Genomic DNA, 14,473 nt, shown 5'->3' on the forward strand with positions numbered 1-14,473 from the left:
CAACAAAAGTGTTATTTTTGCAACTAAATATAACATAAAAAAACATGATATTATTTTCAGAAGATCATAATCTTGAGACCCGCAGAAGAGGAAGAATAGAAGTCATTTGCGGTTCAATGTTTTCAGGAAAAACCGAAGAATTAATCCGACGCCTCAAACGCGCGAAGATCGCCCGTCAACGTGTAGAAATTTTCAAACCAGCCATTGATGTCCGTTATTCCGAAGGCGACGTCGTCTCGCACGACAGTAACTCCATCTCTTCCACCCCCGTCGATTCCTCAGGCAGCATCCTGCTATTCACGTCCGAAATCGACGTCGTCGGAATAGACGAAGCCCAGTTCTTCGATAACGGATTGATCGACATCTGCAACGAACTCGCCAACAACGGCGTCAGAGTTATCATTGCCGGACTCGACATGGACTTTAGAGGAAACCCCTTTGGCCCCATGCCTCAGTTATGCGCGATTGCCGATGAAGTAACCAAAGTACACGCCATCTGCGTCAAATGCGGACAACTCGCCGCTTTCTCACACCGAAAGGTGAAAAACGACAAACAAGTCATGCTAGGCGAAACCAGCGAATACGAACCCCTATGCCGAACTTGTTATCAAGAAGCCATAGAAAACGATAAACCCAAAGAATAATACTCACCATGGAAAAGAAGAAGATAACCTTTGACAGCTTTATTCGAGGAATCATAAGCTGTTTAATTATTGCCGGCATACTCATGCTCATCAACAGATTAAGTGGAGTGTTATTACCCTTCTTCATCGCTTGGCTGGCGGCTTATATGATTTATCCGCTTGTCAAGCTCTTCCAATACCGACTACGCCTAAAAAGTAGAATCCTTTCCATCTTCTGCGCCTTACTGACCCTTACCATCATCGGAGTAGGCGTGTTCTACCTATTAATTCCACCGATTATAGCAGAAGTCAGCCGGATGAACGACCTTGTCATCAACTACCTCAACAGCAACCCCGGTAACAACATCCCTCAGATCCTTTCCGATTTTATTCGTAAGAATATCGACCTCTCAGCGTTAAACAACCTATTAAAAGAAGAAAGTCTGCTAAAAGCTATCCAAGGCACCATACCACAAGCTTGGAACCTCATCTCCGAGTCGATCAACCTTTTATTTAGCGTCTTCACCTTCTTTGTCATCCTCCTTTATGTCATCTTTATATTAATGGACTACGAATCGATCTCCGGAGGGTGGCTTCATTTACTCCCCAACAAATATCGATCTTTTGCGTCGAATCTTGTAGAGGACATTCAGATTGCCATGAATAAATACTTCCGTGGTCAAGCGCTAGTCGCATTCTGCGTCGGCATCCTATTTAGCATTGGATTTCTGATTATCGATTTCCCAATGGCCATTGGCTTAGGCTTATTCATAGGAGCACTCAACATGGTGCCCTACCTGCAAATCATCGGATTCCTCCCCACACTGATGCTTGCCATCCTAAAAGCCGCCAACACCGGCGAAAGCTTCTGGGTCATCATCGCCGGAGCATTAGCCGTCTTTGCCATTGCGCAAATCATACAAGACACTATACTCGTTCCAAAAATCATGGGACGGATAACCGGCTTAAATCCCGCCATTATCCTCCTATCCCTCTCTATTTGGGGATCACTCATGGGAATGATTGGTATGATCATTGCTCTACCTTTAACCACATTAATGCTGTCCTATTACCAACGTTTCATTATTAATAAAGAACGGATAAAATATGACACAGAAGAAACCTCTGATAATCAACGAGAAGCGGGTTTGACGAAAAAAAAGTAGGAACTTTTTTACCCAAAACACTTGCATATTAAATAAAAGTAGCTACCTTTGCACCCGCAATCAGGAAATAACTGATCAGCAAATAAGGACCGATTCGCTAGCTCAGCAGGTAGAGCACAACACTTTTAATGTTGGGGTCCTGGGTTCGAGCCCCAGGCGGATCACTTAAAACAAAAGAAAATCCCTGATAATAAAATATTATCAGGGATTTCTTTTTTCTGGCAGATAAATCATAGGACTAAAAACGAATTGCCCCACGAGTTTACATCTTTACCACCAATTCATCGAGTCTTATAGGTAATGTTCAGAAAAGTGTGTATGTTTTATTTCTTAGGCATAAATATTTCTCAAAAATATAATTATTCTGTTTTGATAAAAAGCTTTGATTCAAGAAAGTTGTAAATTGGATATTTAAATACATCTTTATTCATAGCCACATTGCCAAGCAATAATATCACAGAATCATAGTTTGGCATCGCACCACGCATTTTCAGCACTCTTTTAAAATCCTTATTGAGTCGTTCAATCCAATTGGTTGTATATATCATACCTCTTATTTCTCTCTCATATTTGAAATAAGTGAAATAGAATTTGTACCTTTCATGTTTATACCTTTTAAGCATGGGGTAACTCTTCACCCATTTATCTATAAAATCTAGAAATTGTTTATGTGAGCTTTCAGGGGTGGCCAAATCTTGATCCGGCCTAAATACTATCTGCATTTCAGCCGCAATTATTTTTTTATCTCGAGGTTTAATTTTCCCCAATATATTCCTCTTTAAATGCACCGTGCACAATTGGATATCTGCACCAGGAAATGCATGTGCGATAGAATTTTCAATACTAGATAAGCCATCGCATACAAATAAATTAATCTCACTAACTCCTCTTTCTTTTATATCATCGAATATATCAAGCCAGTTGGAAGCACTTTCGGTTGGGAAATTCACAATTGATAAGACCTCACGAGTTCTATCTTCTTTTACTCCTAATATTACGTAGTATGCTTCATTTGAAACCGAGTCATTGCGCCTGGTGGCAACATACGTAGCATCAATATAAACGATTGGATAACGTGCATCTAATCTACGGTTCAGCCACGCAGAAACATCTCCACGTGCCGTATCAAGGAGCCGGCTTACTTGACTCTTACTATAATGCTTACCGTAAAATTCCTCAGAGATATCACCAACTTGCTTGGTGGTCAAGCCTTGAGCGTATAAACTACAAATTAAGCGCTGAACTTCAGCTTCTTGATCTTTAAGTACCCCTAATAAAACAGGATAAAAGTTGCTCTCACGACTCCGAGGAACGCGAATCTCAAACATTTGACCGCCATGACATACTCGACGATCACGATAGCCATTACTCACATCATCAGTCTGAGAATTATAAATCTTACGCTCTGATTTCATTAATGATTCCATCCCTAAACGGATTAATTCCTGAAATCCTTCTTTACCATTTGTAAGTGAAGAAATAATTTCAGACATTTGTTCTTGTGTAAATTCCATTTCTCTTTCATTTTAGGTTACAATACAAATCTAAGAAATATTGGGATTTACACACTTTTTAAAACGCTATCGTCTTATATAACACTGCTTTGAAAGAGGATACACCGTTCTTTAACTCTAAAAACGGTGTAAAAATCGCAAAAGTTTCTTCTCTCTTACCGAAGCAGCCTGTTATAACAGCAATAAATCATAATGCTAACAAATTCTATAATAGCCTCTTTCATTTTAATTTAATTCTTATAATCACCGGATTATCGAATTCCTCGATACCATTGCAAATACTATTCAGATATGATGAAAATTCCACTTTTCCTTTTTCTTTTTTCATCAACAATTGACCAGCATCAACTATTTTATACATATACTTATCATCAACAAAATTCATACTCGCCGGTAGAGTATTCTGATTAAAATCATCCAAAAGAAAATACCCCATATTATGAATAGTAGATTTTCTTTTATCGACATATGCCATTCCTACTAACCCTCTAGAATAGTTAAAGAATAGATATTTACTTGTTTCATAAAAGCCATCAAATAACATCGTTAAGTTTCCTTGTTTCGTTTCTCTTGTCATTCTTTCCAAGTCAACATTCTCACTAAAAGTAGGAGTATACCTATTTGTTAAAAACTTGATACGATAACGAAGTTTTAAAGTTCCGGCAAAATCAATAGAATAAATTTCCGGATTTAAATATTCGGTCAAAAGCAAAGTATCATTATAAAAAGAAAAATTGTTCACAGAAAGCGGGATTTTAAAAAAGCATTCATTAAACTCATATGGTAATTGCTGGCACGAAGGATTTCCATCTTTCAACATTAAAAACCTATAAGATTTAGGAAAAGTTTCTTTAAAGAAATCGACATTGGGTAGTTTTCCTAAATAACAATAGGTTTGATCTCCCCTGACGGCCAAAGACGATAAAATAAATGGCACTATCTCCTGTTTCACAAGTTTACCACTTTTTGTGTATTCATATAAACATCGGCTCATATCCGAGTAAATAATTATATTTCCATTTTCCATATTTATTGTAAAATGAGAAATACGGGGATATTCATCTGGTGCTTCCCCCTGCTTACCTATTTTGGAAATAAACTTACCTTCCGAATTAAAACAGAAAATGGTTTCTGATAGATTATCCCAAATATAATATACGCCGTCTCTAACTATTATTTTTTTTATTTCTCCGATTAAAATGCTATCTCCTGACTGCAAGGGAATATATTTCACTTCATCCGATATTTCTGAGATACAGCTTCTTTTCTCTTGATCGATATCATCAGGGTCCACTGTTATTAATTGAAATAAAGAGTCATTTAAAACAACGTTATGCAATGTGCCACTTTTCTTACAAGAGACCATAAATGATAAAAGAAGTACCAAAAACCATCCTATTCCTTTCGTGTGTTTCATATATTCTATGTGTTTGAAGGAGCTGACAAAGCATAACTTCCACTAGCTCCAAATGTTAATTAATTTTTCGCGCCGCAATAGCATTCACAAGCCTGATTCATATTCCCAGTATATATACAATTACTCTTACTCTAAGTTCCGAAAAGCTCAACCTCATCGATGCAAGTCAGACAACATCCCGCCCTTTCAAGATAAAGAACACAATCTAGTATTGTGATGAGATTCTCTTTATACTGGAATAATACGTTTTCTAATTCTTTTCTATTTCCACCAGCTAAGCTCAAAGCAACTTCTACAGAAAATAGAGCATCTGCCTTAAAATTTCACTACCGAGTATTAGTAAGGCCAGTCAGACAGAAATAAAAATAAAGAGAATAGATATAGAGTGTTCTATCATAATATCATTTTTAGAAAGTGATATATATTCTAATTCATCTTTCTTAATTAGTACTTTACAAAAGTAAAGAAAAAACCTTAATGACATATGCCATTATTGTTTACACTATGTACACAAATCGTTTTTAAAAAAGTATATCCCGTGACTCAGACAATAATATCACCTTATTACAGGTAATAAAAATGCCAAACAAAACAATTATAAACTATTTACGCATCCATAACTTAAGTGAATAATATTCCGCATTGCAATATACAGTAATAGTTTTATTAAGCCACTCCGGGTGTTCCGCCTTATGATAATATTCCACCAAAAATGGACAATAAGTTAAGATATACAATGAAAGAAAAGAATATTATATTTAACAAAAAAGCAGATATCCACAACAAGAAGAGAATTCAGTAAAGAATCCAAAGCGGAAGTCGTTTTAAAATCTTCAAAGGGACGCGTAATATTAGAGCGTTTAGCTAAGAAGTATGCACTTTTGCCGATACAGATTTCGGTATGGAAAGCTGAAGATAGAGAGATGCAACCATCTATCGAGGCAGAAGCTCCTGATGACGCAATAAACGCCCGATATTCTTATAGTGCAAAACAAGAATAAGCACCATACAAACCAACAAATAATGAAAAGTGCCGTTTACTCCATGAAGAAGAAACTCGCTTATCACTATCACAATGGCCAAAGCGATAGAGCCCAACGACACATATTTAAAACACCATTTTACGATAAAATAAACCGCCACCGAGATAAAAACCGGAAGAGGAGCCAATAAAACCGAAGCCCCCAATGTGGTATTCACCCCTTTTCCGCCCTTAAACTTCAGAAAGAGGCTAAAGTCATGCCCCAAAATAGAAGCCAGCGCAACCCCATAGACCAGCCAATCGGACGCCATATTCCCATCAGCAGTTCCAAAGAGACGATCACCTCCGAATACATCAGCAGTCCCCAAGACATTAGACCTTAAACAGAGATACACCCCCACCGGTAAGAGCCCCTTCGCCATATCCAATAACTGAGTCAGAACAGCAATCTTTCGGCTCGCCACTCTCCTCACATTGGTCGACCCCATATTCCCACTCCCCATCTCCAGAATGTTTTGTCCCGTAAAGTGCCGTACCAGAAGATATCCCACAGGAATTGAGCCGATCAAATAAGCGGCCAAAACAATGCTAACTTCAATCCATAAACTCATTTCATCTCCTTCAAAATACGCAAAGCCTCATCGACATGCTTCTCAGCCTTCATTTGCGAGTTAAAGATATACACCACCTCACCCTTCTTGTTTATAATGTAAGTCACCCGTCCCGGAATCAGCCCCAACAAATTCGTTGGCACCCCGAAGAGCTTCCGTACCTTGTTGCCCGTATCACTCAGCAAAAGATAATTCAGCCGATGCTTCTCAGCGAAAGCCAAATGACTTTCCACAGATTGAGCACTGATGCCAATAATCATCGCATCGGCATCGGCAAACACAGCAAACTGATCGCGAAAGGAGCAAGCCTCCTTTGTACACCCCGGACTATCATCCTTCGGATAAAAAAAGAGCACGACATTCTTCTTCCCGATCACAGAATCCAATGAAAACGACTCGCCATATTGATTCTTCAACTCAAATGATGGCACCTTACTTCCTACAACAACCTTTTCCATGGCATTCACATTAATATTCACATTAGAATTCAGATTAAAATAAATCACAAAAAGAGCAATATACATCATAAGATAAAACAGATAAAAGTTTCGAAACTTAATATACTTCTTATTCTCCGGATAAAGATTTCCAAACAACCCCTTGATCTCGCGCCAGAACACCGGTTTGAGATTAATCGTCCAACGATCGGTTTGATAGACCATTTTACGGAAGCGACTTCTGTAATACCCCAACGGCAATCCCCAAGCCACAAAAAGAATGAGCCAAAGACTCTTATACCCCTCCATAAATCTTTATTTTTTAGGAAACCAAGGGAGAAAAGCACTCGTCCTCCTCACATAATCCTTATACTCCGGCTTAGAACCCTTCAACATTTTTTCGAGCAAAGCCACCCCCGACACCTTGATAATCAGCAACGTCATAATCACAGACCCTATCACCTGCCAATAACTTCCCGCAGCCAAGCTAAACAAAGCATAAGCCCACCACACCGCCGCGTCACCAAAATAATTCGGATGCCGCGTATATCTCCAGAACCCCGAAGCCAAGACCTTTCCCTTATTTTCAGGATGACTTTTAAAACGCGACAATTGATAATCGCCTCCCGCTTCAAAAGCAAACCCCACCAACCAAATCAGAATGCCCGCGTAGTCGAACCCATTAAGCACATCCCCCTGATGCCCCATACTCGCTCCCAACAAAGGCAGAGAAATGATCATAACCAATCCCCCTTGCAATAAGAAAGTCTGGAAGAAACTAATCCACCAATAACGTTCAGGCCCATATTCCTTTCTAAAGTTCTGATACCGAAAGTCCTCCCCTTTTCCGACATTCCTCAGAGCCAGATAGATAGACAACCGCATTCCCCACACACCAACCAAAACCAATAAGATCAACTTTCGAAGGATCAGTTCGCCCGACATCCAAACATAAAACGTGTTTACCCCCACAAAGGCGACTCCCCAAAAAAGATCCACAATACTGACATTCTTGAGCTTAATACTCACTAGCCATAGCAGCGTAAAGAACATCAGAACCATAAGCGATGCTTGTAAAAACAGTGTTCCCATCCGATCCATCTATTTAGTCGTTAATCCCTTCATTTCATTCTCCCACAACAAAGAAACCGCTATAGCCCCATTGCCCGCATGCATCCCAATGACAGGCGAAATATCGACTATCGAGACCGCTTTCTTACCGGTCAGCCGCACCATCTTCTCCGCAACCTCTTCAGCCCCTTCACGATGATGAGCGTGCAACACCATATAGTTCCACACCCTTCTCTCCCGCCCCATCTTTTCGATATGCCTCATAATCTTCCTCAAACTCGAATGCTGACTAAAAGTATTCCCGAACAACATCGATTTACCCTGTTCATCCATGGAGACAACCGGGTTATACCCCAACAGCTCCGCAATAAATCCCTTAGGCTTCGACACCCGTCCCCCTCTAATCATAAATTTCAAGTCGCGCACACTCACAAAAATCTTCGTTCGCGAAATATCCTCCATAATCATCTCCACCACCGAATCAGCCGTTCTGCCCGCCTCAATACCTTTTGCCGCTTTCAGCACAAGCAAACCCAATCCTCCCGATAGATTCTTAGAATCAATCACATAAATCGGCTTATTAAACTCCTTCGAGATGCGCCTTCCCGCTTTTACACTATTGCCAAAAGTTCCGCTAAACTCACTCGTGAGATGTATGGAAATAATCGCATCATAAAACGAAGCCAGACGAGAGTAAAGATGAGTAAAAGCCTGTTCGTTGACTTGAGACGTCTTAGGGAACTCCCCCTCCGATTCAAGCCTATCATAAAACTGATCCGGTTGAATCGTCACCTTATCCAGAAAATGATTCTCACCGAAATTCAAATTGAGCGGAACCACATTGATCTGATAATCGTCCAACCATTCCTGCGACAAGTCACAAGAAGAATCCGTCACCAATGCAATATTCCATTTACGCTTAGTAACCATTTCTTGTTGCCGCACCATATCATCGACTTTTTGAAACGTAATCGTTCCACACCCCTTCAGTTCCTGAAACAATTCTGCAGGTCGATTCGTATGCACATGAATCCGACAAGTCTTTTCAGACCCCGCCACCACTACGGAATCGCCATTCCGGCTCAGCACCCTTTGGATCTCAGCACGGCTAACCCCCAAATTTTTAATCATAGCCTCCGTGCAATAACGATAAGTGATCTCCTGATCGACAACATGCTCCGGATGAATCAACGCAAAATCCTCTTGAACACCGGCCCTTAACTGTGGGACACCTCCCAGTCGAATAAAATCAATGATCCCCTTCATAAACAAGACAAAGCCCTTTGCCCCCGCATCAACAAAACCCGATTTATTTAACACCTTAAGTTTGGATGTCGTTTCAGATAAGGACTTTTCCAACACACCAAAAGAGTCGATCATCACCTTTTTAAACTCATAAATATTCTCCTTCTTAGAATTCAAAAAGTCCGCCCAATCCTTGATCACCGTCAGCATCGTCCCCTCCACAGGGTTTGAGATCGCCCCATAAACATAAGGAATGGAGCGACAAACGCTTTCTGCAAAATCAGTGATATTTATTCCGACCTTGTTCTTCGTTTCACAACTCAGCCCATATAAAAACTGAGCGAAAATAACACCCGAATTCCCCCTAGCCCCGATCAATGCGGCTTCCGCAATATTATTGACCGTCGTTTTATACGACCTATGCGGTTTGATACGATCTAATACCGATCGAACAGTAGCTGCCAAATTGGTCCCCGTATCCTTATCATTGACCGGAAAAACATTGATCCTATTGATTTCCACTTGATGTTGAAGTAACTGATTTGCCCCGGCAAGAAATGAATAGTAAAGAATTTTGCCGTCAACAATCGTGTTATGATGATCTGTCCGTTCTGCGTACTCAGCCATATTCTAATCGTTTGAAAGATATCCTAATTATTAACAAACAAATCAAGCCGAGCTAGAGTTCACCGAATACATCTAAATCATCCCATTCATTTCAATCATTTCAATTTGAACTTTAGCATCTTATGCTCTGGTCACACCCTATTTACCCCTGCCGCAAGGAGTTAATATAAATAGACATCGCACAGCTCTAAGTGAAACCATATAACTTTTCGTTCTAACTATCAAAAATAAAAACAAAAAAGGAGAAGATCTTGATTAATTATTTATATTTGCACTCGCTAGAACAATCTGAATATCATAAAGATAACGACCGATCCCGGCACTCTTCATCGCAGAAAGGATATTTACATTATAAGAACCTATAAATACGAACAAAAAAACACAGAAGTATGAGTATTCAAGCACTTAAAAACAGAACGTTCCGATTTACCGGAATTATCAATGAAAGACAACAAGACCACTGTCAGCCTCTAAGAGTATTAATGATGGCCATAGCCTGCCTTTTCTTAACCGATGCATTTGCAGAAAGTGTAAAAAAAGACACCATCCAGAAAGCAAAGGCAAAGCAAGAGGTCGTAAAGAAAAAAGTTATAAAGAAAGAGACTAAAACCTCAGTCCCAAAAGTCGCTACAAAAGATGGTATAAAACAAGAGCTTTACAAGGACGAGCAAGGATCTTTTTACAAATGTTATCTGTCGGCAGAAAAGGACAATCTCGACAAATCACACTCCAAAAGGCAACCGGTACATGCAAAAAGAATGTATAAAAAAGACTATCCCAAATTTATAAGAATAGCGCCCTCCCTCAGAAACACAATTATCAATTCATTAACAGAAAAGGAGAGAAAAAGCGTATTAGTAAAAGGTAACCTGCTAAACTTTACTTTTTTTGTTGACATAAAAGGTCGGATGATTTATTCGTATATCTCGATGAAACAGTCCGTCACTAATCAGCTATCAGCAGAGACGATCAAGAATATATTTAAAAGAGTAAAGAGAACCCGATTTTTTCAGCCATCTATCCGAAGAGGCCCAGTGTACTGTCAGCAGACCATTACAATTAATTCTTAAACGAGGTAAGCGAAGCGAGATTATAGAGAGGTGATCATTAGACGCAGACAACGCAAATTGATGAATTATAAGAGTTTTGATGCCGACTATCTATCATTAACAGATATTGCTAAATATAAAAGTGATGACCCAACCCTAGTTATAGGTAATTGGATGAGAAATCGAAATACAATTGAGTATCTAGGCGTTTGGGGAAGTTTGTATAATCTTAATTTTAAACCCCTCGAATTCGAGGGGTTTAGGAAAGAGGCTGGCCTCAATACATTCACACTCTCTCCCAAAAAGTGGATAAATTCAACAGGCGCCATCGGTATCATTTCAAAATCCGGCAAACATGGGGGCACATATACGCATAAAGATATAGCCTTTAAATTTGCAAGTTGGATATCTGTAGAATTTGAATTATATATAGTCAAGGAATTTCAACGTTTGAAAGAACAAGAACAAGCCAAATTAGGTTGGACTGCCAAACGTGAATTGTCCAAAATCAATTACCGCATTCACACAGATGCTATCAAGAACAATTTGATACCTACAGAAGTTACGCCCAAACAGTCAAGTATCATCTATGCAGATGAAGCTGATGTACTGAATGTGGCTATGTTTGGAATGACAGCCAAGATGTGGCGTGAGCATAATCCCGATCTGAAAGGCAACATACGTGATTATGCATCCATTAATAAACTTATTTGTTTATCCAATATGGAAAGCCTGAATGCAGTGTTTATCGACCAAAGAATACTTTTTTACTCCAGATAAAGCGATAATAGTGACATCAGCATTATGCCTCATTGGCCTCTATTTTATGATCACTTATGTTATTAGTGCTATTAGTGATCACAAATACTATTCTGCTATTCCTACAATGCTAGTTATAGGACTTTGCATTTTCTTTGCATTAAAAATGCCATATTGCACTTATATTAAAAAAGGTACAGTAGTCATAAAACAGATATTAGGATCAATAAGGATAACAGACATAAGAAGTATTAAGCCAATTGCAGAAAAAGATTTTAAAAATGCAACTAGAACATTCGGAAACGGAGGATTTTTAGGATATGTAGGAATTATGTAAAAAACAAATCTAACCTCGAGAACGGACAATAATATTTTTTTCTAATCATGCCAATTTTACTTTTCCGATTTTAGACGATTCAAAGTTACCGATTACATTAGATAGTTTTATGAATTATACAGGTACTCATAGGCTTAGTAAAGCCTATGATTTTAATAATCTAATGTCGATATGTAAGGAATGTCACGCTAAATTACATTCTTAAATAAAAAACAATTTTACTCAATAGACAAAGAAGGTATGTTTTTACAATTATGATCAAATATAATATTTTCAGCATCAGCAGAATTATGAATATTGGGATGCCTCATTTTAGTGTCCCAAAATGTAACTTCCAAAAACTCTACTAACACTGGACTAGAAAAGCATATTTGTGAGCTATCTATATGTCTAACATTAAATTTACATTGTACAAAATGAGAATTATATATATTTAATTCAGCAATACTATTCCCGACAAACTCAATATTTTTAGCAGTAGAAATATTAATACGACATTTTTGTATAACCAAATCATTCTTATTAATATTTTCTATTCTACAATTGTCCAAATTAGAAAAATAAATGTGTACATTAAATAATCCCCTTTCAAATATACATCCAACCATTTTCACACGTGAGAAATCACTGTTCTCGACTTTTGAAGTGAAGGTACAATTCTTTAGAACAGAATTGGTAAATATACAATGATTTACATTTTTAAAATATACTTCTATTAGAGTAGTATCGGATAAATCGACCTGTTCATCTTTAAAAATAGAATTATCATTAAAGTAAATATCAATAATAGCCTGTATTATTACTGGTGGTTTTTGCTTATTAATATCTCTTTGTTCTTCAATATCACATAATTTTCTAGAGTTATCTTTCAAATAACCCGAATACAAATTATTAACTAATGGTATATATTTACTATCTTCTTTTGCCAACTGAAATAGGGTATAAATACCACCCAATACAATACTCGTATTTTCACTGCCAAGATAACCTATAGCATCCCCAAACCTTTTATCGTTACTAGTACTTATAGCAATATTATTCTGTTTAGTTTGTTCTTTTATACGTTTATTATTGAGATGTAAGCCGTATAGTACAGCTAGACCGCCCAAAAAGCTCAGTAAAGTAGTTAATAATTCCCCTTTTGCTTTAGCATTATTTTTACCATATAGATTAATTGCCAAATCATTAAAATTTAGGTACATCAATATACACAAAAGAAACACTATTATAATTAATAAAATGTATGTTGTTCTATTCGATTTTAATATTTTCTTTAACTTATCCATATAGTTTATTCTTTTTAGCAAATTTACAAAAAGAACTTACACTCTGAAGTTTTATCATAAAAAATCAGATTACAAATAATAAAAAAATAATAGCCTATATACATCTTAATTTTAAAAACAAAGTTTATGTAAATAATATTTTATTTATTTCAAAAAAAATATTATTTACAATTGTAATAAGTAACTTTGAATCGTCTAAAATCGGAAATGTTAAATCGGCAGTTTTGGGCGAGGATATATAAAAACGTCCTGTTTTATCACTGGATTGTCTTTAGGAGCAAACACGATTTGCATTATTCGCTTGAATTCAACTATATTTAAAAACTAGTACAGAAAAAATAATCATTCAATCCATAAAAAAATAATAATAAACACACACCATGCGTCAGAAAAAAGAACTCCACATCGGCATACAAGAAGTATTGTTCATCTTAATCGCAAGCTGGATATACACCCTCTCAACCTACTACCTTCCCTTTGGGAGCACCCACTCGTTATGCGAGATTTACACGTTTCAAGGCATACCTTTTGCATTATTCTTAGGACTTATCGGAGATTGGAAGAATAAAAAAGACAACAATAAGAAGAAACGGTAGTCGATCGATTTCATCAGAGACCAGCCTCATCACGATAAGCCATTACACTGTTTTAATTGCATCAAAAATTAGCCTTAGTTATCAATCAAGAGCACGTAAATAGTCAACTGTTTTAAGGCTTAACCTCTAAAGTTGTCTACCATTTTAGGAGTTAAGGAAAAGAAGAGTCAACTTTTTCAGTATTTAAGTGTAAATCCACAGCGATCAAAAAGGTCCGCAAAGCGCCTATAAATCGCAGTCTTACGTCGCATTCTGAGTTTCATACAGTAAACAAGAAAGTTTCATACGGTGGAACGCCGAGTTTCATACTAACGAAACAAAAGTTTCAACGTATGAAAATAGATTTCCAAAGGAGGAAACTAAAATGGCGACCGTTGGAACTAGGATGGCGACCTTTTAAACTTAAAGCATGGCCTTAAGAATAAAAAACGAATCCTTGAATAGGTAAAGTCCCCCCTTACAAGGATAGACCAAACGCCTCTCGCTAGGTGACAGATCATTGATCTACCACCCATCTGCAACTCCATCTGCAACGCTCATTCCGACCTATCAATCAGATATTTAACAACCATTTGGTGACAGATGGCAGATAAAATTCAAAAAATAACTCTAGGAGAAGGAGTTTATAATTTCAAAGGCAATTGAGATGATGAGACCACGACAATCAACAATCAACAATCAACAATCAACAAGCGACAAACAACGAAAAAGAAGAATGTCAAGCGATAAAAAAGAGAGGAGATAAAAAAGATC

Annotated in this window: 12 protein-coding genes, 1 tRNA gene and 1 pseudogene; 7 read left to right on the forward strand and 7 right to left on the reverse strand. The window is 37.7% G+C overall.

The window, feature by feature from the left end; translation table 11 throughout:
- Positions 1 to 44: 44 nt before the first annotated feature.
- The 3 genes from AC4PG5_RS08895 (at position 45) to AC4PG5_RS08905 (ending at position 1,953) form a co-directional block, all read left to right on the forward strand.
- Positions 45 to 644 (forward strand): thymidine kinase, encoded by a 600-nt coding sequence (locus AC4PG5_RS08895; RefSeq protein ID WP_492028578.1) that lies wholly within the window; start codon positions 45 to 47, stop codon positions 642 to 644.
- Between the two features lie 8 nt (positions 645 to 652).
- Positions 653 to 1,789, forward strand: coding sequence for an AI-2E family transporter (locus AC4PG5_RS08900; protein WP_492028579.1), 1,137 nt, complete (start codon positions 653 to 655; stop codon positions 1,787 to 1,789).
- A 91-nt stretch (positions 1,790 to 1,880) separates the two neighbouring features.
- Positions 1,881 to 1,953: transfer RNA gene (locus tag AC4PG5_RS08905), tRNA-Lys, on the forward strand.
- A 195-nt stretch (positions 1,954 to 2,148) separates the two neighbouring features.
- On the opposite strand, the gene AC4PG5_RS08910 is transcribed toward AC4PG5_RS08905, so the two are convergent.
- The 6 genes from AC4PG5_RS08910 to AC4PG5_RS08935 form a co-directional block, all read right to left on the reverse strand.
- Positions 2,149 to 3,303 carry an IS256 family transposase gene (locus tag AC4PG5_RS08910; RefSeq protein ID WP_492028566.1) on the reverse strand — a complete coding sequence of 385 codons (1,155 nt, stop codon included), beginning with the start codon at positions 3,301 to 3,303 and terminating at the stop codon, positions 2,149 to 2,151.
- A gap of 220 nt (positions 3,304 to 3,523) precedes the next feature.
- The gene (locus tag AC4PG5_RS08915; protein ID WP_492028580.1) at positions 3,524 to 4,720 is read right to left on the reverse strand and encodes a DUF4934 domain-containing protein; all 1,197 of its coding nucleotides are present in this window, start codon (positions 4,718 to 4,720) and stop codon (positions 3,524 to 3,526) included.
- Positions 4,721 to 5,653: 933 nt separating this feature from the next.
- Positions 5,654 to 6,313, reverse strand: a complete 660-nt coding sequence (gene plsY / locus AC4PG5_RS08920; protein ID WP_492028581.1) for a glycerol-3-phosphate 1-O-acyltransferase PlsY — start codon at positions 6,311 to 6,313, stop codon at positions 5,654 to 5,656.
- Positions 6,310 to 7,059 (reverse strand): peroxiredoxin, encoded by a 750-nt coding sequence (locus AC4PG5_RS08925; RefSeq protein WP_492028582.1) that lies wholly within the window; start codon positions 7,057 to 7,059, stop codon positions 6,310 to 6,312. Before AC4PG5_RS08925 ends, plsY begins: the two co-directional genes overlap by 4 nt.
- A gap of 6 nt (positions 7,060 to 7,065) precedes the next feature.
- Positions 7,066 to 7,842, reverse strand: coding sequence for a DUF1295 domain-containing protein (locus AC4PG5_RS08930; RefSeq protein WP_492028583.1), 777 nt, complete (start codon positions 7,840 to 7,842; stop codon positions 7,066 to 7,068).
- Between the two features lie 9 nt (positions 7,843 to 7,851).
- Entirely contained in the window at positions 7,852 to 9,693 is a 1,842-nt protein-coding gene (locus tag AC4PG5_RS08935) for a DegV family protein (protein ID WP_492028584.1), read from the reverse strand.
- 389 nt (positions 9,694 to 10,082) lie between these two features.
- Here AC4PG5_RS08935 and AC4PG5_RS08940 point away from each other — a divergent pair, with 389 nt between their 5' ends.
- The 3 genes and pseudogenes from AC4PG5_RS08940 to AC4PG5_RS08950 all read left to right on the forward strand — a co-directional run bounded on the left by AC4PG5_RS08940 (position 10,083) and on the right by AC4PG5_RS08950 (position 11,838).
- Positions 10,083 to 10,763, forward strand: a complete 681-nt coding sequence (locus tag AC4PG5_RS08940) for a hypothetical protein (protein WP_492028585.1) — start codon at positions 10,083 to 10,085, stop codon at positions 10,761 to 10,763.
- A 60-nt stretch (positions 10,764 to 10,823) separates the two neighbouring features.
- Positions 10,824 to 11,498: pseudogene (locus tag AC4PG5_RS08945) on the forward strand (KilA-N domain-containing protein); the annotation flags it as partial.
- A 34-nt stretch (positions 11,499 to 11,532) separates the two neighbouring features.
- Entirely contained in the window at positions 11,533 to 11,838 is a 306-nt protein-coding gene (locus AC4PG5_RS08950; RefSeq protein ID WP_492028586.1) for a hypothetical protein, read from the forward strand.
- A 218-nt stretch (positions 11,839 to 12,056) separates the two neighbouring features.
- Here AC4PG5_RS08950 and AC4PG5_RS08955 read toward each other — a convergent pair whose 3' ends face one another.
- A complete protein-coding gene (locus AC4PG5_RS08955) occupies positions 12,057 to 13,124 on the reverse strand; it encodes a hypothetical protein (protein WP_492028587.1) in 1,068 nt (355 codons plus the stop codon).
- A 380-nt stretch (positions 13,125 to 13,504) separates the two neighbouring features.
- On the opposite strand from AC4PG5_RS08955, the gene AC4PG5_RS08960 reads away from it, so the two are divergent.
- The gene (locus tag AC4PG5_RS08960) at positions 13,505 to 13,720 is read left to right on the forward strand and encodes a hypothetical protein (protein WP_492028588.1); all 216 of its coding nucleotides are present in this window, start codon (positions 13,505 to 13,507) and stop codon (positions 13,718 to 13,720) included.
- The last annotated feature ends 753 nt before the right edge of the window (positions 13,721 to 14,473 follow it).

This window comes from Bacteroides sp. QWL-09 (assembly GCF_058683585.1).